The sequence below is a fragment of the Enterobacter cloacae complex sp. SYL001 genome (assembly GCF_049237025.1).
GTDB classification, from domain to species: Bacteria; Pseudomonadota; Gammaproteobacteria; order Enterobacterales; family Enterobacteriaceae; genus Enterobacter; species Enterobacter intestinihominis.
The window spans coordinates 575,248-599,386 of the sequence record NZ_JBMKJI010000001.1 but is presented as its reverse complement, the minus strand read 5'-3'; the positions used below and the strand labels follow the sequence as shown (position 1 = coordinate 599,386).

Genomic DNA, 24,139 nt, shown 5'->3' with positions numbered 1-24,139 from the left:
TAACCAAAATCAAACAGACTGGGTAAAGAAATGAAAAGGCTTTGAGTAAATTCCTGGCTTATGATACAAATCAGGCGTGTTCAACTACTGAGGACAATTTTCATCCGCAAAGACGAGAAGCAACACCGCGGATAATTGTAATTTTATGGACAATTTGTTCAGGACGTATTTTTCAAACAACTCTGCTCTGTTTTCTACCTCCCTCTGCACGCTTTCCGGTGAACAACACTGGCGTTCCGCGCTATAGTCACGTCTTCTGCCTGAGCTGGCGCTATGCGCTTAGCTAACTGATTTAATTCCCACTTTTTTGGTTTGCTGTTCGCAGCGAGCCTCGATGGATTATATTCTCAAGCAGGAGAAAAACATGTTTTACTGGATTTTATTAGCTCTGGCTATCGTTGCTGAAATTACCGGCACCTTGTCGATGAAATGGGCGAGCGTGAGTGACGGCAGCACCGGATTTATTTTGATGCTGGTCATGATTACGCTTTCCTATATATTCCTCTCTTTCGCGGTTAAAAAAATCGCGCTGGGCGTGGCATACGCTTTGTGGGAAGGTGTTGGTATTTTATTGATTACGCTGTTCAGCGTCATGATATTTGATGAAACCCTGACGACAATGAAAATTGCCGGGCTGACGACCCTGGTCGCAGGTATCGTGCTGATTAAATCGGGTACGCGCAAACCAGCCAAACAGCAGAAGGAGCAGACCCATGCAGCAGTTTGAATGGATCCACGCGGCCTGGCTGGCTTTCGCCATCGTTCTGGAAATTATTGCGAACGTCTTTTTGAAGTTCTCCGACGGCTTTCGTCGCAAAGCCTACGGCTTGTTATCGATTGCCGCGGTTCTGGGGGCGTTTAGCGCCCTGTCACAGGCGGTGAAAGGCATCGATCTTTCCGTGGCCTACGCGCTGTGGGGCGGCTTCGGTATTGCCGCCACGCTGGCGGCAGGCTGGATTATGTTCGGGCAGCGTTTAAACCATAAAGGCTGGATAGGGCTGGTATTACTGCTCGCTGGCATGATCATGATTAAACTGGCCTGAGTGACCTACTGCTGCGCCAGGGCTTCCAGCCGGTCGCGAAAACCGGTCACCGCTAACGCTCGGTTATCGGCGCGCCAGCGGTCTTTCGCTGCCGGAGCAGAACTCTGAACGCCAATCAGTTGCCAGCCGTTAACGGTTTTTAACATCAGGGGCGATCCGCTATCACCCGGTAGCGTATCGCACTGATGCGAAAGCACGCTGTTTTGCGCCCAGCCCGTCACCACGCAGTCCGTATGGGTGTACAGCGAATCGAGGTGATCAACAGGGTAGCCTGACTGCGTCACTTTTCGATCGGCGGCTTTCAGGGCGGCGGTGAGCGCGTCTTTGTCACCATCAAAGAGCGGTAGCGGAGCGATCCCGGACGGCGGATAACGTAAAACGATCAGCCCGAAATCCCAGGATGCCGCCCCGGGCGGCACAATCCAGCCATCGCCATCCGGTTTCAGGCGTTTCCCGAGCGACGGATCCACCCGCCCCTCAATACCGTGAATTTCGTAGCGCCAAATCCCTTTCTGCGAGACAAAGCGCAGGGCGATCGCTTTATCCGGTTTGCCTTCGGGCGGCATTAACAGGCAATGACCCGCCGTCAGCGCAAGGCGTGGCGTTATGAGAGTTGCGGTACATAGATTGCCGCTGGCGGTTTCCAGTTGCCCGATGGCATCCCAGGGCGCTTCGGTAGGATCGGTGACACGCGTACGATCGTCATGACCAAAAAACAGCGTCTTTACCTCTTTGGCGCTGATGGCGTCATCGTCGCCCTCATCCGCATGTGAAAAGCCTGCAAAAAGGCTAAACGTTCCCAGTAACAACACAACAGATTTACGCATATCACACTCTGGTGGGGGTAATTATGATTATTAAAAGTGAACCCTATGAAAATACTATAGACGCGACGGCGAGAAAGTGGGAGTAAAATCAGCGTGCTACATTCAGGAAAGATAAAAGTGGCTGGCGATGAGCGCGCATAAAATTAGCAGGATAAGAATGAACTCAAACCGATAGCGCCGCAGCATACGCCCTCCGGATAAAAAAACGGCGCTGACCGCAAACCCGTTCAGCGCCGGTTTACCAACGTGCCCCGAAGGGCACGGTTAAGCTTGTACTCTTACGCTGCTGGCTGTGCAGCAGGTTTAGCCGCTTCGTGTTTTGCCGCTTTTTTGTGATGCTTTTTAGCCGCCTGGGCTTTCTGCTCTACCGCAGGTTTTGCCGCTTTTTTGTGGTGCTTTTTCGCGGCCTGCGCTTTCTGTGCTGCCGCTGGTTTAGCCGCTTTGTGATGTTTTTTATGGTGAACCGTTTTGGCCGGAGCAGCGGTGGATGCCGCAGGCGCTGCGGTGGCGGTAGTTTCAGCCGCGAATGCAGCGGAAGAAAGACCCATAGCAGCGGCAACAACCAGAGCTAATACTTTTTTCATTTTCATACCCTCGAATTTGGTTTTTCATTTAACCCCACTGCGGGGCCGTTGAAATAACTATATCCCTGTAAATTCGGGGTTTCCGTGAGTGATTGGTATCGGCGTGTAACCATATGTACAACGCCGGGGTGGCCCCCGGCGCGTTTGGTTACAGGTAGCGGGACGTCAGGTGTTCGCGGAAGTAGCGGATATTCAGATCTTCACCCGTGGCCTGGGTGATGAGCTGCGACGTGCTGAAACGGCTGCCGTGCTGCCAGATATTCTGACGCAGCCAGTCAAATAGCGCCGAGAAATCGCCCCCGGCAATGGATGCCTGCAACCCGGGCAGCGCAGTTTTGGCGGCATGAAACAGCTGTGCCGCATACATTGCCCCCAGCGTGTAAGACGGGAAGTAGCCAAAACCGCCGTCGGTCCAGTGGATGTCCTGCATACAGCCGTTGCGGTAGTTATCTTTGGTGGATAATCCAAGCCAGGCCTGCATTTTCTCATCCCATAACGCGGGGATATCATTCACTTCAATTTCGCTATTGATCAGCGCGCGCTCAATCTCATAGCGCAGCACCACATGCGCCGGATAGCTCACTTCATCCGCGTCAACGCGGATGTAGCCCGGCTTCACGCGCTGGTTCCAGGCAATAAAATTCTCTTCACTGAATGCCGCCTGGCTGCCGAAACGGGCATGGACCGCCGGAAGCAGATGCTTCAGGAAAGCGTCGCTGCGGCCAAGCTGCATTTCAAAGAACAAGCTCTGGGATTCATGGATCGCCGTAGAGCGCGCCAGCGCAACGGGCTGGCCGGCCCACGCTCGCGGAAGGTTTTGCTCGTAGCGGGCATGTCCGGTTTCGTGGATCACGCCGAAAAGCGCGCTGAGCAACTCGTCTTCATCGTAACGCGTGGTGATACGCACATCTTCTGGAACGCCGCCGCAGAACGGGTGGGCGCTAACGTCCAGACGACCGCCGTTAAAATCGAAGCCAAGCATTTTCATCGCTTCCAGGCCCAGCTCGCGCTGGGTGGCGGTCGGGAAGGGACCCTGTGGCGGAACGAACGATCGTTGAGCCTGTTTTTCCACAACCTTTGCCAGCAGCTCCGGCAGCCAGGACTTCAGATCGCCGAACAGCACATCCAGGCGAGCGCTGGTCATGTCGGGTTCAAAGATATCCAGCAGCGCGTCGTAAGGCGTGCAGCCTTTAGCCTCGGCGCGCAGGCGGGCCTCTTCACGACTGAGCTTCACCACCTCTTTCAGGTTGGCTGAAAAGCCCTGCCAGTCGTTGGCCGGACGCTGAGTACGCCAGGCGTGTTCACACCTGCTGCCCGCCAGCGATTTGGCCTCTACCAGCGATTCCGGCAGTAAAGTGGCCTGCTGGTAGTGGCGCGTCATTTCACGCAGGTTGGCCTGCTCAACGTCGTTCAGATCTTCTTCTGCTGCCGCCGCCAGCCATTCACCCACTTTTTTATCGGTCAGGATCTGATGTTGCAGGACGCTCATCTCCGCCAGCGCTTCACCGCGCGCGGCGCTGCCGCCGGGCGGCATCATGGTAAACATGTCCCAGCTGGCGATGGAGGAGAGGTGAGAGAAGCGGGAGAGACGCTGGAAGGTGCGGGTGAGTTGTTGATAGTTATTGTTTTTCATGAAGTCCTCGTGTCTGAATCAGCCGATGACAAAAATTAGCATCGGCTCGATTTAAACACGAAGAGGGCTGAATGTTAATGCAGTCGTTTATGCAGGCTCGCGCCCACCAGCAGTGCCGCGCACAGCATCAGCGCGATAAATCCGCCCACGCCGTTCCAGCCGTAGTTATGCCAGAACACCCCGCCGAGAGTCCCGGCAATGCTGGAACCGAGATAGTAACTGAACAGATACAGTGACGAAGCCTGACCTTTAGCGCGGCGCGCGCGTGGGCCAATCCAGCTGCTGGCAACGGAATGCGCGGCAAAGAAGCCCGCAGAGAAGAGCAGCATTCCGGCAAAAATCAGCCACAGGGAAGAGAAAAGCGTCATCAGCAGTCCGAACAGCATCACGGCGGTGGACACCAGCATCACCGGACCACGGCCGAAGCGCGCGGTCATGGCGCCCGCTTTTGGCGAACTCCATGTCCCGGTGAGATATGCCACAGAGAGCAAACCCACCAATGCCTGGCTAAGATGCCACGGTGAAAGCATCAGCCGGTAGCCAATATAGTTAAACAGCGTGACAAATGACCCCATCAGCAGGAATCCCATCAGAAATAGTCGCGGCAAACCTTTGTCGCGCCAGTGCAGACGGAAGTTGATAAACAGTGTTTTCGGACGCAGGGAAGTCGGGCGGAAATGGCGCGATTCCGGCAGGATTTTCCAGAACATTAGCGCCGAAGCGAGGGCGAAGCAGCCGATTACGGCCAGCGCAATGCGCCAGTTAAAGAAATCGGTAAACACACCGCTGAGCAGGCGTCCGCTCATCCCGCCGATAGAGTTCCCGCTAATGTACAGCCCCATGGAGAAGGCCACGAAACTCGGGTGGATCTCCTCGCTGAGATAGGTCATCCCGACCGCCGCCACGCCGCTGAGGGATAACCCAATCAGCGCGCGCATGACCAGAATGCCGTGCCAGCTGGTCATCATGGTGGACAGCAAGGTACACACGGAGGCCAGCATTAACGCCGTTACCATGACCTGCTTACGCCCGATGGCATCTGAAAGTGGCCCGGTGAACAGCAGACCGATCGCCAGCATCCCGGTTGAAATGGAGAGCGAAATACTGCTGCTGGCTGGCGACACGCCAAATTCATGCGACAGGACCGGCAGGATCGGCTGAACGCAGTAGAGCAGGGCGAAAGTGGCGAGACCCGCTGAAAAGAGCGCCAGCGTGACGCGCATAAACTGGGGGGTACCACGTTTTATAAACTGAACCGGCTGCGGTACTGCGGGTAAATCATCAATGTCGCTGGCCGGCGCGATATCAACGGTCGTTGTACGGCTCACACATAATCCTTGCTTAAACTTCCCCGTGGTTTCTGGTGACGGGTATGACCACAAGATTAGGGTAGGAAAATGTAAATAATCTGTCTAATATATTAATAATCTCAAATGATACTTTAAAAATATGAATATCGAGCTGCGCCATCTGCGCTATTTTGTCGCCGTCGCCGAAGAGCTCCATTTTGGTCGTGCTGCGGCAAGGCTGAATATCTCCCAGCCACCGCTGAGCCAACAGATCCAGATCCTTGAGCAGCAGGTTGGGGCGCGTCTGCTGGCGCGAACCAACCGCAGCGTGAGCCTGACGGCGGCGGGAAAACAGTTTCTCGCCGATAGCCGACAGATCCTGAGTATGGTGGTGGACGCCGCCGCCAGAGCGGAACGGCTTCATCTCGGGGAGACGGGAGAGCTGCGCATCGGGTTTACCTCGTCGGCCCCCTTCATCAGCGCTGTTTCACAAACGCTATCCTCGTTTCGCAGTAACTTTCCGGATGTGCATATTCAGACGCGCGAAATCAATACCCGGGAGCAAATATCGCCGCTTAATGAAGGATCGCTCGACCTGGGGCTAATGCGTAACACGCAGTTGCCTGATACCCTGGCGTGGCAGGTGATCCTCCGCGAACCGCTGATGGCGATGATCCCCCGGGATCACCCGCTCGCCGCGCAGCATAGCGTCACGCTGGCTGAACTGGCGAAAGAACCCTTTGTCTTTTTTGACCCACAGGTGGGTACCGGATTGTATGACGATATTCTTGGTCTGATGCGGCGATATGGCCTTGTCCCGACTATCGCGCAGGAAGTGGGGGAAGCCATGACGATCATTGGTCTCGTTGCCGCAGGACTTGGCGTGTCGATTCTTCCGGCCTCGTTTAAACGGGTACAACTGCCGGAAATGCGCTGGGTGAATATTGCCGAGCAGGATGCGGTCTCGGAGATGTGGCTGGTGTGGTCTAAACATCATGAACAGAGCCATGCGGCACAGCGTTTCAAAGAACAATTAATTACCGCTTCTCACGGGCGTTATTTATAGGGAAAAGCGGGCGAAAATGTGCAGTAAATCACATGGCTAAGTAAAAATTTGACGTCAGCCATTGAAGTGCTTCACCATAGCCCTCAGTTTATTTCGAAGCTCGAAAATAAGGGAGTACGAGGTGGTTGCTGATAGTCAGCCAGGGCATATCGATCAGATCAAGCAGACCAACGCGGGCGCCGTTTATCGCCTGATTGATCAGCTGGGTCCGGTTTCGCGTATCGATCTTTCGCGCCTGGCACAACTGGCACCCGCCAGTATTACCAAGATTGTCCGCGAAATGCTGGAAGCCCATCTGGTTCAGGAGACAGAAATTCAGGAGCCGGGCAGCCGTGGCCGTCCGGCGGTAGGGCTGGTGGTGGAAACGGAAGCCTGGCACTACCTGTCGCTGCGAATTAGCCGCGGGGAAATCTTCCTCGCGCTGCGCGACCTCAGCAGCAAGCTGGTGGTGGAAGACCGGCTGGAACTCCCGCTCGATGCAGAGCAACCACTCCTCGATGCCATTCTGACCCACATCGACCAGTTCTTTATTCGTCACCAGCAGCGCCTTGAACGTTTAACGGCGATTGCGATCACCCTGCCGGGAATTATTGATACCGAAAATGGCATTGTGCACCGCATGCCGTTTTATGAAAACGTCAAAGAGATGCCGCTGGGCGACGTGCTGGAAAACCACACCGGTGTGCCGGTCTACATTCAGCATGATATCAGCGCCTGGACGATGGCGGAGGCGTTGTTTGGCGCTTCCCGGGGCGCGCGCGACGTGATTCAGGTGGTGATTGATCATAACGTTGGCGCAGGTGTGATCACCGACGGGCGTCTGTTGCATGCTGGCAGCAGTAGCCTGGTGGAGATTGGCCATACGCAGGTCGATCCGTACGGAAAACGCTGCTACTGCGGTAATCATGGTTGTCTGGAGACGATTGCCAGCGTCGAAAGCGTGCTGGAGCTGGCGCAGGTGCGGCTCAGCCAGTCAATGAGCTCCACGCTGCACGGTCAACCGTTGAGCGTCGAGGCATTATGCACTGCGGCAAGGCAGGGCGATCTGCTGGCGAAGGACATCATTACCGGCGTGGGCAATAATGTCGGGCGCATTCTGGCCATTATGGTGAACCTGTTTAACCCGCAAAAAATACTGATCGGCTCCCCGCTCAGCCAGGCGGCGGATATCCTCTTCCCGGCGATTTCCGCCTGCATCAACCAGCAGGCGCTTCCCGCGTACAGTAAAAACATCGTGGTCGAAAGTACGCAATTTTCCAACCAGGGTACGATGGCTGGCGCCGCGCTGGTAAAAGATGCGATGTACAACGGCTCGTTACTGATTCGTTTGCTTCAGGGCTAACTCTTTTCCATAGATGTACGAAAAATTGCGCTATCTCAAGCCGGGTAGCGCACGCTTCCCGTAGACTTTCCCCACTGAATTATTTACCTGGTTTATATTTTTTGAAGCATACCCAAGAGGTGGAATGAGTCATGCTTAAGCGTTTCTTTATTACTGGTACGGATACGTCTGTCGGGAAGACCGTCGTATCCCGCGCGTTACTTCAGGCCCTGGCGGCAAGCGGTAAACGCGTTGCAGGATACAAGCCGGTAGCAAAAGGCAGTAAAGAGACGCCAGAAGGGCTGCGCAATAAGGACGCCCTGGTTCTGCAAAGCGTCTCGTCTCTGGAACTGCCTTATGATGCCGTCAATCCCATCGCGTTAAGCGAAGAGGAAAGCAGCGTCGCTCACAGTGGGCTTATCAACTACAGTCTGCTCTCTGATGGCCTGGCAAATCTGAGTGAAAAGGTTGACCACGTTGTCGTTGAAGGGACCGGTGGCTGGCGCAGCCTGATGAACGATTTACGTCCCCTTTCCGAGTGGGTGGTGCAGGAGCAGCTGCCGGTGATTATGGTCGTGGGCATTCAGGAAGGGTGCATCAACCATGCCTTGCTGACGGCGCAGGCTATCGCTAATGACGGCCTGCCACTGATTGGTTGGGTGGCGAACCGTATTAACCCGGGCCTTGCGCACTACGCAGAAATCATCGACGTGCTGAGCAAAAAGCTGCCTGGCCCGTTGGTAGGCGAACTGCCTTATCTGCCCCGCGCCGAGCAGCGCGAATTAGCGCACTATATCGATCTCTCGGCTTTCGGCGGTATGCTGGCCGTAGATCGAGTCGTGGCGTAGCGTTCTCGACAATACCGACGCCACAACACAGGCAACCAGCAAACCGGGAAGTAAAAAATACTGCCCGGTCATCTCACATACCATCAAGGCCGACATGATTGGCGCATGCGTTGTGGCGGCGAGCAGCGTCGCCATACCCGCCAGCCCAAGCAGGATCGCCGTCTCAGAGCCAGGAAACCACAGCGCAAAGATCTGCGCAAACAGCATTCCCGTTGCCATACCAACGAACAAGGTTGGCGTAAACACGCCTCCCGGTGCGCCGGACCCGCTGCTTGCCAGCACCGCCAGGAGCTTGCAGATAAAGACGCCGGCAATTACCGACAGCAGCGGCGGCGACTGCAAAAACGCCTGAACCACGCTGTAGCCATTCCCCCATACCTTCGGCGTCAGCAGCGACAGCAGCCCGACGATCAGCCCCCCCAGCGCCAGCTGCCAAGGCGGTGAAAGTTTGAGACGCAGAAACAGAGAATGGCTGAAAGCCATTAGCCACATCAAAAGCGGGCCGCACAGCCCAGCCAGCAGACCCACGCCAACGATCAGGAAATAATCCACCGCCGTAAGCATCTCGCTGAGATGGACATCATAAAGTGTATTCGCGCCGGGACTTAACAGGCGCGTGGTCAGCAGGGCAACCACAGCGGCAATCACCACCGGGCCGAGGGAGGCCAGCATCAGCGTGCCAAACAGGATCTCTGCGATAAACAGGCTGCCCGCCAGCGGCGCATGATAGGCGCTGGCCATCCCGGCGGCGGCACCGCAGGCGATCCACAGTTTCCATTCGGATTTCGGCGTACAACGTTGTGCAAAAAAGGAGGCAGCGAGGGCGGCAAGCAGGATCATGGCGCCTTCCCGGCCGATGGCGCTGCCGCTGGCGACCACCAGCAACGAGGCGAGGGATTTCACCAGGCTGGCGCTGTAATCAAACTGGCCATCACCCGTCTCCAGCGCCTCCATATAATCGGTCGGGGCGTGGGGACGTTGTGCCGTCATGCGCTGCCATCCCCACAGTAGCACTCCCGCGGCCAGACCACCCAGCGCAGGCGTCAGCGCCCGCCGCCAGGGCGATAACGCGGCAGCGGCGTTCACCAGGCTTCCGCTTTCGTTGCTGAGAAACAACCACTCCAGCAGATACATGCTGTGGCGGAACACCGCAACGGCCAGCGCTGCCAGCACGCCGGTGACGGTAGCAATCAGGAGACGGCGAAACATCGCGCGGATGTCGGGGTAAGCGTGAAGACGTTGCATGAAGTCGTGATTAACGGGGACGATACGATATTGTGGCGGGAAAACGTGAGGTTAGCAAAAGGTATGCGTGCGGAAAAAGGCCGGGCAGTACCCGGCCTGAATGCTTAACTCTCGCTATGAATATTCAATGCCCGGCGCGTACGCCCGGAACTCAAATACTCCGCAATATAATCCTGGGATATCTCGCCGTTATAGCGTCCGTCCTCGTCCACAATCGGCATCCAGCTGGTGTTGCTCTCATACAGGCGAGAAAGCACCACGCGCAGGTTATCCTCGGCCTTACCTGTCATGCGGAACGGATGCAGAATATCACCGCAGCTGCCGCTGGCATTACGCGCTTCGCGGCGCTTCACAAAGCCCAGCGGTTTGCCGAGATCATCAACCACGGTAATGGCGCGAATATCGTTGTCATCCATGGTGGCGAAGGCCTCTGGCAGCGGCGTCGATTCGCGTACCGTAATCGTCGGCTGCTGGTCGGTGACGTCGCCCGCGGATACCAGCAGCAGGCGTTTCAACGTCCGGTCCTGACCAACAAACGAGCCGACAAACTCATTGGCGGGTTTCGCCAGCAGCTCGTCCGGGCTGGCGCACTGAACAATACGCCCCTGACGGAAGACGGCAATACGGTCGCCCAGCTTCAGCGCTTCGTCAATATCGTGGCTCACCAGCATCACGGTCTTTTTCAGCTTGCGCTGCATCTCCAGGAACTGGTTCTGGATCACCTCACGGTTAATCGGGTCAACCGCGCCGAATGGTTCATCCATCAGCAGGACTGGAGGATCCGCTGCCAGCGCGCGGATGACGCCGATACGCTGCTGCTGACCGCCGGACATTTCGCGCGGATAGCGGTGAAGGAATTTATGTGGATCCATTGCCACCATATCCATCAGCTCCTCGGCACGGGATTTACAGCGCGCTTTGTCCCAGCCCAGCATGCGCGGCACGACGGTAATGTTCTCTTCGATAGTCATGTTCGGGAACAGGCCAATCTGCTGGATCACGTAGCCAATGTTGCGGCGCAGGGTCACGGTGTCCATCCCGCTGGTGTCTTCGCCGTTAATCAGGATCGTCCCGCTGCTTGGCGTAATGAGACGGTTAATCATCTTCAGGGTAGTGGTTTTCCCGCAGCCGGACGGGCCGAGCAGCACGCACATTTCCCCTTCAGGCACGTTCAGATTGACGTTGTCGACGGCCTTAAACGTCTGGCCGTGCTTCTGTGAAAATTGTTTGGTGAGGTTTTCCAGTTTTATCATTATCGAATCCCCTTCGGAGTCAGTACCACCTGCAAACGGTGCAGCAACCAGTCGAGCACAATCGCTAAAAGACAAATCATCAGCGCGCCCGCAATTAACATACGAATATCACTCCCGCCAATACCGTTAAGCAGCAGCAGGCCCAGACCGCCCGCGCCAATCACGGCAGCAATCGCCATGACGCCGATGTTCATCACCACGGCGGTGCGGATGCCGCCAAAAATGACCGGCAGCGCCATTGGGATTTCCACCCAGCGCAGACGCTGCCAGAAGGTCATGCCGATGCCGCGTCCCGCTTCGCGCAGGCCGGGTGGCAGGCTGTCGAGCGCCGTGTGGGTGTTGCGCACAATCGGCAGCAGTGAATAGAGGAACACCGCCGTAATCGCGGGCAGGGCGCCAATGCCCTGACCGATCAGCGAAAAGAGCGGGATCATCAGGCCGAAAAGCGCAATTGACGGGATGGTGAGCACAATGGTGGCAATCCCCAGCACCGGCGTTGCCAACCATTTATGGCGGACAATTAAAATACCCAGCGGCACGCCAATAACAATCGCCAGGCCCACGGCGAGTGCCACCAGCCAGAGGTGTTGCAGCGTCAGGGTTAAGAGATAGTCCCAGTTGTCGAGAATATAGTGAATCGTCTCCATAGCGCCTCCTACAGCAACTGTTTGCTACGCAGGAAATCACGGGCGACCTGCTGCGGTGACTGATGGTCGATATCCACCTTCTTATTCAGTTCGGTGATAACGTCGTTGTTGAGCTGGGCTGAGAGGGTGTTCAGCGCCTCCTCCAGCCCCGGGTTAGCCTCCAGCGTGTCTTTTCGAACAACTGGCGTCACGGCGTAACTCGGGAAGAAGCCTTTATCGTCTTCCAGCACTTTAAGATCGAAGCCCTTCACGCGCCCGTCGGTGGTGTAGATCAGCCCGGCATCGACAAACCCGTCGCGCACCGCGTTATAGACCAGCCCCGGATCCATCTGGCGGATCTGCGGGCGGTCCAGCTCCATGTTGTAGGCCGCCTGCAACGGTTTCATCCCGTCGCTACGCCCGGCAAATTCCAGGTCAAGGCCCAGCAGCCAGTTGTTATCTGGATCGGTTTTACGGATCTGCTCAATCTTTGCCACCATCTCAGACATGGTATTGATATGTTCAGCCTCGGCGCGCTTGCGCTGCATGGCAAAGGCATAGGTATTGTTCATATCGGCAGGTTTAAGCCACACCAGACCGTGCTTTGCGTCGAGGCGTTTCACCGTCTCGTATGACTCCTGCGGCGACATGCGTTTGTTGATATGGTTGAAGATGATCAGCGACGTGCCGGTGTACTCCCAGGTCATATCAATCTGCTTGTTAATCATCGCGTTACGGGAAATCACCGTCGCAATATTAGTCTGCGGCTGCACCTGAAATCCTTTCTTTTGCAGATACTGTACGGTCATGGCCGAGAGAATGTGCTGCTCGGTAAAGCTCTTTGTTGCCAGGATCAGCGGCGCGGCGAGCGCCTGGCTGGTGAAGAGCGCGGCGGCGCACAGCGCCGTCAGGCCGGAAAACAGTCTCATAGAAGCTCCTTGTTATAATTATCGCGCGAGATGCGGGCTCAGTAGTCGACCCAGTGCCGCCAGCAGCGTATCCAGAATCAGGGCGAACAGGGCGGTGGCCGCCGCGCCCAGGATCAGCGTCGGGAAGTCATTCAGATAGATCCCCGGGAAAATCAGCTCGCCGTAGCTGCTGGCGCCAATCAGGAATGCCAGCGGTGCGGTACCGACGTTAATCGCAGTGGCAATGCGAATACCGGAAAGCATCACCGGCCAGGCGTTAGGAATTTCGACCTGATGCAGGCGCTGCCATTTGGTCATGCCGATGCCGTTTGCCGCTTCCAGCAACGACGCGGGAACAGAGCACAGCCCGGCATAGGTGTTACGCACAATTGGCAGCAAAGAAGCGAGAAAGAGGGCGATAATGGCCGGTTTATCACCGATGCCAATCACCACCATCGCCAGCGCCAGAACGGCCAGCGGCGGCAGGGTGTTGCCCACGTTAAAGATTTGCATCACGTATTCGGCGATACCCCGTGCCGCCGGACGGCTCAGCAGAATACCGCTTGGAATGCCCACCAGCAGGGCAAAGAACATTGATGAAAAGACCAGAATCAGGTGCTGTTGACCGAGGTAGAGCAGGTCAACCTGGCGCGCCTTAATCGTCTCCAGTCCAATTCCCCAGGTGAGGAGAGCGAGGACCACGATAATCGCGCCGACAAAAAGCAGCGAACGTTTAAGTAATGGGTGCATTGCGGTGTGTCTCCCTGTGCGCATGCGTTATAGCAACCACCTGTTGCGGTTGCCTGTTGTTATGCCATGTTTCGGCAGGGGTACTTCACCTATAGCAAGCGAAACGGAAGGGTTCCAGCAAAGGGGGTAAAACAGTAACCCTATGAAATTAGTGACAACCTGAGTTAAGCCTTATGGCGTAAGGGCTGTCAGTGGGAAGGCAGAATAGTCTTAAAGAAGCATGCCTCAAGTGACAACGTCACTTGAGGCGTGCTGATCACCCTATCGACTAAGCGCGGCGCGTACCTTTCGAACGCGCCACGAGATACGAACGATTGAAAAGGCGGCGATAAACACCAGCATCAGGCCCAGTGCCAGCATCGCGTGGAATCCAAACTCTCTGAAGAGGATCAGCCCCGCAATCCCGCCGGTAATAAACGAGAAAAGGGTGGTTAAATGGGTTTTGAGCTGGCTCTTTTGCGCGGCCGTGTCTTTGGAATAATCCCGGCGCAGCATGGCGACCATAACGGAGGCCAGCGAAATGCCGGCATCGGTCAGCGTGCCGGTAATGTGCGTGGATCTCACCCGACCGCCGGAAAGCTGAGTTGAGGTGGAGTTATGAATTCCCATCAAACCGCACAGGAAAAGAATAATCTCCTGATTCGTGGCGAAGGAGTGAAAATACATTTCATAAAGGGATACCCCGGCAAGTAATAGCCCTTCAACAAATAAAACCTGGCTGAATATCAGCCTGACGTTATGGATAATTCCCCAGATAACAATAATCCGCGCAACAATGGCGCCAGTGACAAACGACAGAATAATGGCACCAAAAAAAAGAATATCACTGAGATCGGTGGAGGAAACTTCGCTGGATAACTGCGATGTATTACCCGTCATATGAGAGGGGAAAAAGCCGAACGCGCCCAGCGCAATGGCATTCAGCAGTCCCGCGGAGGTCGCCAGCCAGAGTGCAAGACGACGATCCTCCTGATGCGTTCGTTCTTTCTTTAATTTAATCAGCAAAGAATACCTCCAGTTTGAGCTTTGCCTGACTTCTCAAGCTAACAAAGCGATGTCGCCGACTGACCAGGATATTGCTTAATTATTATTTCAACGGGAGGTATTCGAGGTTTTGTAATTAAATAAAATAACCCTGTTAATATAATGCCTTATTGCTGATGCCACGAGCAGACTGACGGGCAAAAATACCGTCCCAGTGTGCATGCTCGCTGTAGCGGGATGGGATTTGATTCAGTGTAGACATAGGTGTCATTCACGACGATGAGAAGAGATGCCCCCGTGATTTCCGGGGGCTTAGAGTGTTATTTCAGACTGGTTTTGAAGAACTGCTCAAACTGCGCGAACGGGATTTTTCCTGCGACGTTATCGTAGAGATCAACATGGTTTGCACCGGGAACAATCACCAGCTCTTTCTCTTTGCTGCCGACGGCCTTGAACGCATCCTCCGCAAAATAACGAGAGTGTGCGTTTTCACCGGTCACAATCAGCGTTGGGATAGTGATCTCCCCGGCATAGCTCAGCAGCGGCATATTCATAAAGGATAACGGCATGGTCGCAGTCCACGCGCCGGTGGAGTTTACGGAACGGGCATGGAAACCGCGCGGCATACGGTAGTAATCATAGAACTCTTTCAGTACCGGATGCGGATCGGTGGGCAGTGCTTCCGGCAGAATGCGCTCGGCCGCCGTCACCTTGCCATTCTCATCGACATTAATATCGTGGCCGCCATGGGCGAAAGTGCCGCTTTCAGCATCTTTCCAGCGCTGCGCGTTCAGATACTGCAACACGGCCCGACGATCGGCCGCTGAATAGCGATCTTTCCCGTTGCCCACGCCGTGACCCATCGCGCGGCTCATATCGTACATTACGCTGGTGGCGACCGCCTTCACGCGGGTATCCATGGATGCCGCGTTCAGCGCCATACCGCCCCAGCCGCAGATACCAAGAATGCCGATACGGTTACGGTCAACTTCTTTCTGTAACCCCAGGAAATCCACAGCGGCGCTAAAGTCTTCGGTGTTGATGTCAGGGGAGGCAACGTTACGCGGCTGGCCGCCACTTTCCCCCGTGTAGGATGGGTCGAAGGCCAGGGCCACGAACCCCTGCTCAGCCAGAGTCTGGGCGTACAGACCGCTGGATTGTTCTTTAACCGCGCCGAACGGCCCACTGACAGCTATCGCCGCCAGTTTATGGTCGCCGTTGTTCCTGGGAATGTACAGATCGCCCACCAGAGTGATCCCGTACCGGTTCTGGAACGTCACTTTGCGGTGGTTGACTTTATTGCTCTCGGCGAAGGTTTTCTCCCAGGTTGTCACCATCGAAACGGGGGCGTTAGGATTTAGCGTTTCTGCATAACTCATTGTTGTCACTCCACTTAATGATGCGCATAACAGCAGCGCAACGGACAGTTTTTGGGTGAATGTTTTCATAAGAGGTACCGTGTGTTGTTGTAATGAGGCCATTATAGTTAGCAGAAATAGTGCTGATTAGAGGCCAAAAGCTGCTAGGATTAATATCATTTTGTTATGAATTGACGAGGCATGATGGCGAAGCGGGAAAACTATAATGAGCTGTATCTCTTTATCCAGGTGGTGCGGGAGGGAAGCTTTACGGCAGCCGCACAGCGGCTCGGGCTGGCGCAATCCGGCATCAGCCGATCGGTTCGCGAGCTGGAAGAGCGGCTGGGCGTTCAGCTTCTGGTGCGTACTACGCGCAAGCTGTCGCTGACACACGCCGGGGAACAGCTTTACCAGACCGCCGGCTCCGCCTTTGATGCGCTTGATACCGGGTTGACCAGACTGGCGCATTACCGCCAGACGCCGTCCGGCACGGTGCGCATTAATGCCAGCCAGCACGCCATCGAGAAATGTCTGCTGCCAAAGCTCGCTATCTTCAAACAGCGTTACCCGGATATCCGTCTGGAATTGATGAATGAGAGCCGGTTCGTGGATATCATTGCCGAGCGATTCGACGCGGGCGTCCGGCTGGGACCGGAGGTGGGACAAGGAATGATTGCGGTGCGCATCACGCCCGATATGGAGATGGCTGTGGTTGCCGCCCCGGCGCATTTTCGGCGCTATGGTTTCCCGCAGACGCCCGCCGATCTGGATGCTCATCCCTGCATTGCCTACCAGTTTGCAGACGGTAACCACTATCAATGGGAGCTTGTTCAGGACGGGAAACGAGTTACGCACCGGCCTGAGGGGCAATGGGCCTTTTCCGACAGCTACATGGAGGCCGAAGCGGCCCGGCTGGAACTCGGGCTGGCCTATGTCCCGGTTGAGCTGGTGTCTGACGATCTGGAGCGTGGCACGCTTATACGCGTCTTACAGCGCTACAGCCTGCGGATGGAAGGGCTTTACCTCTATTATCCGCACCGCAACGTGTCCCCGGCGCTGAGAGCGGTTATTGATACGTTGAAAATTTAAGGCAGCCTCTGCTCGACGGTCTATACAGCTCCTGGGTTTGTGGTACGCTACTATTTTATATAGCGCTGCTTAATTAAGGCAAAGAAATGACAAAAATAACGCCAGAATATACGGCTGTAGACTTATCGAGTTGGGCAAGGAAAGAACATTTTGAAGTCTTTCAGAGCTTTGCTCAATGCACGATTAACCAAACGGTTCAGCTGGATATCACTGCGCTGCTGAAACATATCAAACAGGTTGGCTGGAAATTTTATCCTTCGATTATTTCCCTTATTTCGACAGTCGTTAACCGCCATTCTGAGTTCCGTATGGCTATGAAGGATAATGAGCTTGTAATATGGAATGAGGTGCATCCCAGCTATACCCTTTTCCATAAAGAGACGGAGACGTTTTCATCATTATGGAGTCACTTCGACGGGAATATTCATCACTTTCAGAACGTTTATGCAGAAGACGTTTCTCGCTATGGTGATAATCTTGCCTACTGGCCTAAAGAAGAGTATCGGGAAAATATATTCTTCATATCGGATATTCCGTGGGTCAGTTTTACCAGTTTTAATATCAACGTGGCTAACATGCAGAACTTTTTTGCGCCCATGTTCACGTTTGGAAAATACTTTAACCAGGATGGAAAAGTCTTGTTGCCTTTCGCCGTTCAGGTTCATCATTCTGTCTGTGATGGTTTCCATGTGGCCAGACTAATCAACGAGTTGCAAGAGTTGTGTGATAATTTACCGCACTATTAAGCCGCGAGCCGTTTCCGGCCCGCGGCAGCAGGACAGGTGATGAGTCGTTCTGACGATCAGGCGGCTTTGACGGCCCGGATTTTTTTGCTGCTATCCGCCTCCTCTGGCGCTGTTTTATCCGTTGCAGCATTGAGCTCGGGAAGCTTGCTGGTACGCAGGATATGCTGCACGGACTCTTTCTGCTCGGCAAGATACAGACCAAGGTTTTCCGCCTGCGTTTCATCCATCTGCATTCCGCTTTGCAGCAGCCAGTCGGTGAACGCTTCTGCCATGTCGAGCAGTTTGTCGTGAGCGTCAGCCTCTTTCTTACTGGCAAAAGTCATTTTCTCTTCACCTTTTCTTACGACCACGAATTTTGTTTCAACAGCCATTTTGCACCTCCAGCACTGTAATTATATACAGTATAGCAGCTCCGGATCTGCGTTGCAGCAAAAATGTCCGAACCTGGCTTACACAACGGATGTACAAGCCAGGAGCTGTTATCGGTACAGCGTTTTTTCTGCAATCGGGATCAGCAAAGTGGACTGCCATTCTGCCAGCGTCAGCTGGGCAAGTTTACCCAGCGCCGTATAGAACGGATGGGCCGCGTTTTCAACGAATACGCTAAGGAAACGCGTGCTCCACGGCAGCAGATGCCAGGCCATAAGCTGGTCGCGTTCTGTGTCGCGACCGTTCTCGGCAAGCCATGCCGCCAGCATCAGCAACGTTCCGAAGTGATCTTCCGGCTCATTCTGCTGCATCTCAAAGGCGATATGGTTTTCACGCATCCACTGGCGTAATGCAAGGGTCGAATCGCCAAACAGCACGGACTCGCGATCGAGCCAGACGGAGCCCCACGGGGGGGCGGGCAGAGCATACGGGCCAATAAACAGACGCTGCCAGGCGTCTTTCAACGCTTCGTCCGACGGGTTCTTAAACATACTGGCCACGGGCTGCAGGCTTTCCTGCGCCAGCGGCCAGTCCTGCACCCAGTCACCTGCGGTCAGGGCACTCACCAGCGGTGCGGTCTGCTCGCTGTCAGGGGCAAAATAAAACAGCGCGCCCAGTACCCGGGCGCTGAACGCGAACGATTCGCGGTGTGAGACGTCATTCATTACAACTTTCCTTACTTGTGCGCGGGGGTAGGCCGCGCACCTGTGTTAACCTGCAATTGCTAACCCTGCGGTCATATGCAAACCATAAAATAGCCCACGGCCAATCATTTCACCCACCGCCACCAGCACGAAACCTGCAAACAGGCCGAGCGTTTTCGGTTCCTGACGACGAATAAGTGGACAGATCCAGCAGCCTAAACCCGCCGCCAGCAGCGCGATGCGCCATACCTGAAGCGAACCATAATCCGGCAGCAGGGCGTTAGCCTGCTGGATAGAACTCTGGATCGTCCCCAGCGTATTGCTTTGCAACACGACGACCGCCACGCAGGCGATGAGTGCCAGTACGCTGACAGACGCGGCAAGGGTACCTTTGTATGTCACGTTTGCGACCCGCAGAAGCAGCGCGGCCAGCATCGGGCCAGTAAGAGCCATCGTCAGGTAGAAGGCCAACGTGGTGTAGCCCGTATACCAGGTCGGTACGGTATCGATCTGATAGACCCGGGTCATCGCCCAGACAAAAACGACACCCAGGAGCTGGCTGACAACCAGCCAGATTTTGCCTAAAGCTGGGGGCATTTTACCGATAACCGACACCAGCCACCAGAAACCGCCCACGGCAAAGAAGATCGAACCCGCCGCGATCTCATTACTCAGCGCTGACGTTCCCACGCGGTTAAGCGAGTTGAAGGCGCGCAGCGGGGAGCCAAGATGCAGTACCGAGGCCATAAACCCAATACCCATTACCAGCCAGAGAAAAAACAGGCTGCGCACGATGCGTATTCTGGCCTTGTCATCACCTTCATTCAGCCAGGCGAAGCCCATCACGATTAATGCGCCAGCCACGCACTGCCCGAAAACGGTGAAGATCACCAGTGGCCATTCATGCCATCCACTTCCCATCTCACACCTCCTTCGGGTTTGCCAGGTAGCCGGTGGTGTCACCCGTCGGACGGCTGTTGGCGTTAGGTTTAATCACAATACTCGGCTTCGTGAAGCGCGCAGACGGCAGCGGCGCGACCGCAGCAAGCTGACCGTGTTTTTTACGCAGCTCTTCAATCGGGCCAAAGTCCAGCGCGCGCAGCGGGCAGGACTCGACGCAGATGGGCTTTTTGCCGTCCGCCACGCGGCTGTGGCAGCCGTCGCACTTGGTCATGTGGCCTTTAGCCGCGTTATACTGCGGCGCACCGTACGGGCAGGCCATGTGGCAGTAGCGACAGCCGATGCAGACATCCTCGTTCACCACCACAAAACCGTCGTCTCGCTTGTGCATTGCCCCGCTCGGGCAGACCTTAGTGCAGGCCGGATCTTCGCAGTGGTTGCAGGCAATCGACAGGTAATAGGCGAAGACGTTCTGATGCCAGACGCCGTTATCCTCCTGCCAGTCGCCGCCCGCGTATTCATAAATACGACGGAAGCTGACGTCCGGGGTCAGATCTTTGTAATCCTTGCAGGCCAGCTCGCAGGTTTTACACCCGGTGCAGCGGCTGGAATCAATAAAAAATCCATACTGGGTTGTCATCGGTTAATCCTTATGCCTTCTCGATCTGCACCAGGTTCGTGTGCTGCGGATTGCCTTTCGCCAGCGGTGACGGGCGGTGTGTGGTCAGGGTATTGATGCAGGAGCCGTGATCGACACGATCGCCGTTCATGTTGGCGTCATGCCAGGCGCCCTGGCCCATCGCGCTTACGCCGGGCATGATGCGCGGGGTGACTTTGGCGGCAATGCGCACTTCGCCGCGATCGTTAAACACGCGCACCGTGTCACCGTTTTTAATGCCGCGCTTCTCGGCGTCTACAGGGTTAAGCCACACCTCCTGGCGACAGGCGGCCTGGAGCACATCCACGTTGCCGTAGCTGGAGTGGGTACGGGCTTTAAAGTGGAAACCGAACAGTTGCAGCGGGAATTTGCTGCGCTCGGGCGCGTCCCAGCCTTCAAAGGTTGAGGTATAGACCGGTAGCGGGGTGATGGTTTCGTCTTTTTGCAGTTCCCAGGTTGCCGCAATATCCGCCAGCTTGCTGGAGTAGATCTCGATTTTCCCGGACGGGGTTTTGAGCGGATTGGCATCCGGATCGTCACGGAATTTTTTATAGGCCACAAAATGTCCATTTGGATCTTTGCGCTTATAAATACCCATTTTTTTCAGCGCGTCGTAGGACGGCAGCAGCGGATCTTTGGCAACCATTTTGGCGTAAAGGTAGCGCAGCCACTGCTCCTGCGTACGGCCTTCGGTGAATTTCTGATAGACATCCGGTCCGAGACGTTTCGCTACTTCGCTCATGATCCAGTAGATGGGTTTGCGCTCAAACTTCGGGGCGGTTACCGGCTGGAGGAAAATCAGGTATCCCATGTTGCCGGCGTAATCGTTGGGGATGATATCTTCCTGCTCAACGGTCATCAGGTCCGGCAGGACAATATCGGCATACTTCGCGGACGAGGTCATGAAGTTGTCGATAACGACGATCGTTTCGCACTTACTCTCATCCTGCAAAATGTCGTGAGTTTTGTTGATATCAGAGTGCTGGTTGATGATGGTATTACCCGCATAGTTCCAGATGAACTTGATCGGCACATCCAGCTTATCCTTACCGCGTACGCCGTCGCGCAGGGCGGTCATCTCCGGTCCACGCACGATGGCATCCGTCCAGCTGAAGCAGGAGATTTGCGTTTTCACAGGATTTTCCGGCAGCGGCATACGTTCAATGGTGATGGTGTAGGTCGATTCGCGCGCGCCGCTGTTGCCGCCGTTAATGCCGACGTTGCCAGTCAGGATCGGCAGCATGGCGATGGCGCGGGATGTCTGCTCGCCGTTGGCCTGACGCTGCGGGCCCCAGCCCTGGCAAATGTAGGCCGGTTTTGCCGAACCGATTTCACGGGCCAGCTTAATAATGCGATCGGCAGGAATGCCTGTAATGCGCGACGCCCATTCCGGGGTTTTCGCGGTTTTGTCATCACCCTGGCCGAGAATATAGGCTTTGTAATGACCGTTAACAGGTGCGCCTTCCGGCAGGGTTTTTTCGTCATAACCCACGCAGTATTTATCAAGGAAAGGCTGATCGACGAGGTTTTCATTAATCAGCACCCACGCAATACCTGCCACCAGTGCGGCATCGGTGCCCGGACGAATCGGGATCCACTCGTCTTCGCGGCCTGCGGCGGTGTCGGTGTAGCGCGGATCGATAACGATCATCCGTGCGTTAGACCGTTCACGTGCCTGTTCAAGGTAGTAAGTGATCCCGCCGCCGCTCATGCGCGTTTCTGCCGGATTATTGCCGAACATCACCACCAGTTTGGTGTTTTCGATATCTGATGTACTGTTGCCGTCGTTGCTGCCGTAGGTGTAGGGCATTGCGCAGGCGATCTGCGCGGTGCTGTAGGTGCCGTAGTGGCTGAGGAAGCCGCCGTAGCAGTTCATCAGGCGTGCCACCAGCGAGGCGTAAGGGGAGGAGCGGGTGATATTGCCGCCGACAATTCCGGAGGAGTAGTTAATGTAGACCGCTTCGTTGCCGTATTTTTCGACCACGCTTTTCAGGCTCGCGGCGATGGTGTCCAGCGCTTCTTCCCAGGTGATACGCTCAAACTTGCCTTCTCCGCGTTTGCCCACGCGTTTCATCGGATAGTTCAGACGGTCTGGATGATTAATGCGACGGCGAATTGAACGGCCTCGCAGGCAGGCGCGAACCTGATGGTTGCCGTAAACATCCTCGCCGGTATTATCCGTTTCAACCCAATAGACTTCGTCATCGCGAACGTGCAGACGCAGCGCGCAGCGGCTACCGCAGTTTACCGAGCAGGCGCCCCAGACGACTTTATCTTCCGCTGGCTGAATAGCGGTCTGCACTGCGGCGGCGGCGCTTTTCAGACCAAAAGGCAATGCGATCCCACCGGCGGCAAGCGCCAGAGATCCTATGGCAGTAGATTTAACCAGAGTTCGACGGCTTATCCCGTCGTGATGTTCAACTTCGGACATAACTCACCCCATCATTGTTAATAATTATTTTCACCCGTGACTACAACCGGGCTAATGATGGGGGGAGTGTTACTTATTTAGAGGTATTAAATATTAATCCTCGTCAACTCAGGGGAATTGAGTGGGAAAATCATTGCGGCTCAGCGGGTGCATTCTCCTGCGTACCTGCACCGCTTACCGGGTAGTTTCCGCTACTGGTACGAGTGTACAAAATTTTGAAAGTATCGTTGGCGCAATGCCCAACGACCTGCGCATCCGGCTGGTCGGCCTGATCGTTCGGCACGATGTTCAGGGTAAAGCCAGACTCCGGTACGCCGTTGTTGATAATCTTCTGCTGAATGTCGCTTTTCACGCGCTCGCAGGAGTCCGGGGCCGCAAGTATAGCAGGTGAAGCACTCATTAACAGCAGGGCGGTAATCCAGGGTAACCGTTTCATCTGTAGCTCCTTTTCACTGTGTGGACTGTAAGCATAGCAGGGTTAGGGTAAGCTTTTGTTTTTGGACCTGTCTTTCTGAATTGTCCTGGAGCCCTGCCTGCGTCATAAAATAAATTGCGAATAATGGTGCTGATTGTCTACCAGATAAGAAGGCAGGGTGCGTTTTGATACCTCTTGCCTGACCAGTTTTCGGTCTCGTCCCCAGATATCTTCGGCGTTGGTAATAACCTTCATAATATGTTCCGGGTTATTAAATTCCGGCAGATCGTATTCGGTATGAGAAATGGTAGACATTTTTTCGGAAATTCTTTCTGGAGTCATTACCCATGAGAAATGCCAGCCGCCATCTTTCACAATTTTATTATTGATTTTTAGCCAGTTCCATTTAAACCATGACCAGTTTTTATCTTTGCGTGCCCGCTTCCAGTTTCTGAAAGATTCAGGCTCACCGTGGAAGAAATGCTTAAGGTTGTAATAGGACGTCGCGCGGGGCAAGGTACATTTTCTCGGCGTACCATCCATGTTGTGAACCTGAAGATTAAACTGATAGTTGAACACGTTTTGATGAATAGTCGTGCAGAGCGCGCGTGGATTAATGGCCCTGACCGTCTCGGGAGAGAAAATTTCATCAACGTCTGACACCAGAATCAGATCGTCGTCTGCCGCGTCTTTTAACCCATTCATAATGGAGTTGCGAAGCGCTGCTTCATTTGCCCAGGCATCAACCTGGTTATTGTCAGCACTGTTTAAAATAGGCTGCGCGTCAAAAGGCACGTAAATAATTTTGTCTCTGAATTTGCCAAACTTCGTAATATCGAAATGTAATTCTCGCGGTATGCCCGTAAAAGAGTGTGTTGCTTCTACAATGACAAAACGGTCAACGACATCAGCGAGAGTATGTAATCTGATGTCGAGCAACATATCTTCGTCATAGTACAAAAAACAGTCGTAAATCATGATGTTAACCCGAAAATTTAAGAATCTAATTTTATAATAATGTGGAATTTTCCGCGCCCAAAGTAGCCACTTTGGCAGGTCTCGTCAATGCAAATGACGGATTTATACAGCGTA

Annotated in this window: 26 protein-coding genes and 1 pseudogene; 8 read left to right on the top strand and 19 right to left on the bottom strand. The window is 54.8% G+C overall.

The window, feature by feature from the left end; all coding sequences use genetic code 11:
* The first annotated feature begins 76 nt into the window (after positions 1-76).
* From ACOTZP_RS02700 to mdtI, 3 genes and pseudogenes are all read left to right on the top strand, one after another.
* Positions 77-247, top strand: a pseudogene (locus ACOTZP_RS02700) (hypothetical protein).
* Positions 248-364: 117 nt separating this feature from the next.
* Entirely contained in the window at positions 365-727 is a 363-nt protein-coding gene (gene mdtJ, locus ACOTZP_RS02695) for a multidrug/spermidine efflux SMR transporter subunit MdtJ (RefSeq protein ID WP_032624865.1), read from the top strand.
* Positions 714-1,043, top strand: coding sequence for a multidrug/spermidine efflux SMR transporter subunit MdtI (gene mdtI, locus ACOTZP_RS02690; protein WP_022647960.1), 330 nt, complete (start codon positions 714-716; stop codon positions 1,041-1,043). Before mdtJ ends, mdtI begins: the two co-directional genes overlap by 14 nt.
* A 5-nt stretch (positions 1,044-1,048) precedes the next feature.
* Here mdtI and ACOTZP_RS02685 read toward each other — a convergent pair whose 3' ends face one another.
* From ACOTZP_RS02685 to ACOTZP_RS02665, 5 genes are all read right to left on the bottom strand, one after another.
* Complete coding sequence (locus tag ACOTZP_RS02685; RefSeq protein WP_023299991.1) at positions 1,049-1,870, bottom strand: trypsin-like serine peptidase; 822 nt, start codon at positions 1,868-1,870, stop codon at positions 1,049-1,051.
* Positions 1,871-1,972: 102 nt separating this feature from the next.
* Positions 1,973-2,056, bottom strand: a complete 84-nt coding sequence (locus ACOTZP_RS02680; protein WP_057979992.1) for a hypothetical protein — start codon at positions 2,054-2,056, stop codon at positions 1,973-1,975.
* A 92-nt stretch (positions 2,057-2,148) separates the two neighbouring features.
* Positions 2,149-2,454, bottom strand: a complete 306-nt coding sequence (asr, locus tag ACOTZP_RS02675; RefSeq protein WP_022647962.1) for an acid resistance repetitive basic protein Asr — start codon at positions 2,452-2,454, stop codon at positions 2,149-2,151.
* Between the two features lie 148 nt (positions 2,455-2,602).
* Positions 2,603-4,087, bottom strand: a complete 1,485-nt coding sequence (locus ACOTZP_RS02670) for a carboxypeptidase M32 (RefSeq protein ID WP_421633606.1) — start codon at positions 4,085-4,087, stop codon at positions 2,603-2,605.
* A gap of 74 nt (positions 4,088-4,161) precedes the next feature.
* Positions 4,162-5,415 (bottom strand): MFS transporter, encoded by a 1,254-nt coding sequence (locus ACOTZP_RS02665; RefSeq protein WP_063849263.1) that lies wholly within the window; start codon positions 5,413-5,415, stop codon positions 4,162-4,164.
* Between the two features lie 121 nt (positions 5,416-5,536).
* Here ACOTZP_RS02665 and ACOTZP_RS02660 point away from each other — a divergent pair, with 121 nt between their 5' ends.
* From ACOTZP_RS02660 to bioD, 3 genes are all read left to right on the top strand, one after another.
* Positions 5,537-6,442, top strand: coding sequence for a LysR family transcriptional regulator (locus tag ACOTZP_RS02660; RefSeq protein ID WP_022647965.1), 906 nt, complete (start codon positions 5,537-5,539; stop codon positions 6,440-6,442).
* A gap of 121 nt (positions 6,443-6,563) precedes the next feature.
* Positions 6,564-7,784: a sugar metabolism global transcriptional regulator Mlc gene (gene mlc, locus ACOTZP_RS02655; RefSeq protein ID WP_022647966.1), complete on the top strand. Its 1,221-nt coding sequence runs from the start codon at positions 6,564-6,566 to the stop codon at positions 7,782-7,784.
* A gap of 131 nt (positions 7,785-7,915) precedes the next feature.
* Positions 7,916-8,611, top strand: coding sequence for a dethiobiotin synthase (gene bioD / locus ACOTZP_RS02650; RefSeq protein WP_015570628.1), 696 nt, complete (start codon positions 7,916-7,918; stop codon positions 8,609-8,611).
* On the opposite strand, the gene clcB is transcribed toward bioD, so the two are convergent.
* The 7 genes from clcB to ACOTZP_RS02615 all read right to left on the bottom strand — a co-directional run bounded on the left by clcB (position 8,546) and on the right by ACOTZP_RS02615 (position 15,825).
* Entirely contained in the window at positions 8,546-9,856 is a 1,311-nt protein-coding gene (gene clcB / locus ACOTZP_RS02645; RefSeq protein WP_332975777.1) for a voltage-gated ClC-type chloride channel ClcB, read from the bottom strand. The genes bioD and clcB overlap by 66 nt on opposite strands.
* A gap of 104 nt (positions 9,857-9,960) precedes the next feature.
* The gene (osmV, locus tag ACOTZP_RS02640) at positions 9,961-11,109 is read right to left on the bottom strand and encodes an osmoprotectant ABC transporter ATP-binding protein OsmV (RefSeq protein ID WP_022647969.1); all 1,149 of its coding nucleotides are present in this window, start codon (positions 11,107-11,109) and stop codon (positions 9,961-9,963) included.
* Complete coding sequence (gene osmW, locus ACOTZP_RS02635; RefSeq protein WP_022647970.1) at positions 11,109-11,756, bottom strand: osmoprotectant ABC transporter permease OsmW; 648 nt, start codon at positions 11,754-11,756, stop codon at positions 11,109-11,111. Before osmW ends, osmV begins: the two co-directional genes overlap by 1 nt.
* An 8-nt stretch (positions 11,757-11,764) precedes the next feature.
* On the bottom strand, positions 11,765-12,664 hold the full coding sequence (gene osmX / locus ACOTZP_RS02630) for an osmoprotectant ABC transporter substrate-binding protein OsmX (protein WP_017694085.1): 900 nt from the start codon (positions 12,662-12,664) through the stop codon (positions 11,765-11,767).
* An 18-nt stretch (positions 12,665-12,682) separates the two neighbouring features.
* Complete coding sequence (gene osmY, locus ACOTZP_RS02625) at positions 12,683-13,393, bottom strand: osmoprotectant ABC transporter permease OsmY (RefSeq protein ID WP_022647971.1); 711 nt, start codon at positions 13,391-13,393, stop codon at positions 12,683-12,685.
* 261 nt (positions 13,394-13,654) lie between these two features.
* Positions 13,655-14,398, bottom strand: a complete 744-nt coding sequence (locus tag ACOTZP_RS02620; RefSeq protein ID WP_045621656.1) for a YoaK family protein — start codon at positions 14,396-14,398, stop codon at positions 13,655-13,657.
* Positions 14,399-14,697: 299 nt separating this feature from the next.
* Complete coding sequence (locus ACOTZP_RS02615; protein WP_271074873.1) at positions 14,698-15,825, bottom strand: alpha/beta hydrolase; 1,128 nt, start codon at positions 15,823-15,825, stop codon at positions 14,698-14,700.
* Between the two features lie 114 nt (positions 15,826-15,939).
* Here ACOTZP_RS02615 and ACOTZP_RS02610 point away from each other — a divergent pair, with 114 nt between their 5' ends.
* Complete coding sequence (locus tag ACOTZP_RS02610) at positions 15,940-16,824, top strand: LysR family transcriptional regulator (RefSeq protein WP_038417031.1); 885 nt, start codon at positions 15,940-15,942, stop codon at positions 16,822-16,824.
* A gap of 86 nt (positions 16,825-16,910) precedes the next feature.
* Positions 16,911-17,570, top strand: a complete 660-nt coding sequence (gene catA / locus ACOTZP_RS02605; RefSeq protein ID WP_023300000.1) for a type A chloramphenicol O-acetyltransferase — start codon at positions 16,911-16,913, stop codon at positions 17,568-17,570.
* Between the two features lie 56 nt (positions 17,571-17,626).
* On the opposite strand, the gene ACOTZP_RS02600 is transcribed toward catA, so the two are convergent.
* The 7 genes from ACOTZP_RS02600 to ACOTZP_RS02570 form a co-directional block, all read right to left on the bottom strand.
* Positions 17,627-17,941: a YebG family protein gene (locus ACOTZP_RS02600; protein WP_058678032.1), complete on the bottom strand. Its 315-nt coding sequence runs from the start codon at positions 17,939-17,941 to the stop codon at positions 17,627-17,629.
* Between the two features lie 108 nt (positions 17,942-18,049).
* Positions 18,050-18,664, bottom strand: a complete 615-nt coding sequence (gene dmsD, locus ACOTZP_RS02595; RefSeq protein ID WP_032624331.1) for a Tat proofreading chaperone DmsD — start codon at positions 18,662-18,664, stop codon at positions 18,050-18,052.
* Positions 18,665-18,709: 45 nt separating this feature from the next.
* Entirely contained in the window at positions 18,710-19,564 is an 855-nt protein-coding gene (locus tag ACOTZP_RS02590; RefSeq protein ID WP_271074874.1) for a dimethyl sulfoxide reductase anchor subunit family protein, read from the bottom strand.
* Position 19,565: 1 nt separating this feature from the next.
* Entirely contained in the window at positions 19,566-20,183 is a 618-nt protein-coding gene (locus ACOTZP_RS02585; protein ID WP_271074875.1) for a DMSO/selenate family reductase complex B subunit, read from the bottom strand.
* 10 nt (positions 20,184-20,193) lie between these two features.
* The gene (gene ynfE, locus ACOTZP_RS02580) at positions 20,194-22,632 is read right to left on the bottom strand and encodes a selenate/tellurate reductase subunit YnfE (protein WP_023300003.1); all 2,439 of its coding nucleotides are present in this window, start codon (positions 22,630-22,632) and stop codon (positions 20,194-20,196) included.
* 130 nt (positions 22,633-22,762) lie between these two features.
* The gene (locus ACOTZP_RS02575) at positions 22,763-23,068 is read right to left on the bottom strand and encodes a DUF1161 domain-containing protein (RefSeq protein WP_006808860.1); all 306 of its coding nucleotides are present in this window, start codon (positions 23,066-23,068) and stop codon (positions 22,763-22,765) included.
* Between the two features lie 102 nt (positions 23,069-23,170).
* The gene (locus tag ACOTZP_RS02570) at positions 23,171-24,025 is read right to left on the bottom strand and encodes a benzoate transporter (RefSeq protein WP_271074876.1); all 855 of its coding nucleotides are present in this window, start codon (positions 24,023-24,025) and stop codon (positions 23,171-23,173) included.
* Positions 24,026-24,139 lie beyond the last annotated feature (114 nt).

Excerpts from the sequence above, each read along its gene's own strand:
- ACOTZP_RS02610 (WP_038417031.1), top strand. The coding sequence starts at position 15,940 with ATGGCGAAGCGGGAAAACTATAATGAGCTGTATCTCTTTATCCAGGTG.
- ACOTZP_RS02615 (WP_271074873.1), bottom strand. The coding sequence starts at position 15,825 with ATGAAAACATTCACCCAAAAACTGTCCGTTGCGCTGCTGTTATGCGCA.
- catA (WP_023300000.1), top strand. The coding sequence starts at position 16,911 with ATGACAAAAATAACGCCAGAATATACGGCTGTAGACTTATCGAGTTGG.
- ACOTZP_RS02585 (WP_271074875.1), bottom strand. The coding sequence starts at position 20,183 with ATGACAACCCAGTATGGATTTTTTATTGATTCCAGCCGCTGCACCGGG.
- ACOTZP_RS02600 (WP_058678032.1), bottom strand. The coding sequence starts at position 17,941 with ATGGCTGTTGAAACAAAATTCGTGGTCGTAAGAAAAGGTGAAGAGAAA.
- osmV (WP_022647969.1), bottom strand. The coding sequence starts at position 11,109 with ATGATAAAACTGGAAAACCTCACCAAACAATTTTCACAGAAGCACGGC.
- ACOTZP_RS02685 (WP_023299991.1), bottom strand. The coding sequence starts at position 1,870 with ATGCGTAAATCTGTTGTGTTGTTACTGGGAACGTTTAGCCTTTTTGCA.
- ACOTZP_RS02590 (WP_271074874.1), bottom strand. The coding sequence starts at position 19,564 with ATGGGAAGTGGATGGCATGAATGGCCACTGGTGATCTTCACCGTTTTC.
- clcB (WP_332975777.1), bottom strand. The coding sequence starts at position 9,856 with ATGCAACGTCTTCACGCTTACCCCGACATCCGCGCGATGTTTCGCCGT.
- dmsD (WP_032624331.1), bottom strand. The coding sequence starts at position 18,664 with ATGAATGACGTCTCACACCGCGAATCGTTCGCGTTCAGCGCCCGGGTA.
- ACOTZP_RS02680 (WP_057979992.1), bottom strand. The coding sequence starts at position 2,056 with ATGCTGCGGCGCTATCGGTTTGAGTTCATTCTTATCCTGCTAATTTTA.
- mdtJ (WP_032624865.1), top strand. The coding sequence starts at position 365 with ATGTTTTACTGGATTTTATTAGCTCTGGCTATCGTTGCTGAAATTACC.
- mdtI (WP_022647960.1), top strand. The coding sequence starts at position 714 with ATGCAGCAGTTTGAATGGATCCACGCGGCCTGGCTGGCTTTCGCCATC.
- ACOTZP_RS02670 (WP_421633606.1), bottom strand. The coding sequence starts at position 4,087 with ATGAAAAACAATAACTATCAACAACTCACCCGCACCTTCCAGCGTCTC.
- ynfE (WP_023300003.1), bottom strand. The coding sequence starts at position 22,632 with ATGTCCGAAGTTGAACATCACGACGGGATAAGCCGTCGAACTCTGGTT.
- ACOTZP_RS02660 (WP_022647965.1), top strand. The coding sequence starts at position 5,537 with ATGAATATCGAGCTGCGCCATCTGCGCTATTTTGTCGCCGTCGCCGAA.
- bioD (WP_015570628.1), top strand. The coding sequence starts at position 7,916 with ATGCTTAAGCGTTTCTTTATTACTGGTACGGATACGTCTGTCGGGAAG.
- osmY (WP_022647971.1), bottom strand. The coding sequence starts at position 13,393 with ATGCACCCATTACTTAAACGTTCGCTGCTTTTTGTCGGCGCGATTATC.
- osmW (WP_022647970.1), bottom strand. The coding sequence starts at position 11,756 with ATGGAGACGATTCACTATATTCTCGACAACTGGGACTATCTCTTAACC.
- asr (WP_022647962.1), bottom strand. The coding sequence starts at position 2,454 with ATGAAAAAAGTATTAGCTCTGGTTGTTGCCGCTGCTATGGGTCTTTCT.
- osmX (WP_017694085.1), bottom strand. The coding sequence starts at position 12,664 with ATGAGACTGTTTTCCGGCCTGACGGCGCTGTGCGCCGCCGCGCTCTTC.
- ACOTZP_RS02570 (WP_271074876.1), bottom strand. The coding sequence starts at position 24,025 with ATGATTTACGACTGTTTTTTGTACTATGACGAAGATATGTTGCTCGAC.
- ACOTZP_RS02575 (WP_006808860.1), bottom strand. The coding sequence starts at position 23,068 with ATGAAACGGTTACCCTGGATTACCGCCCTGCTGTTAATGAGTGCTTCA.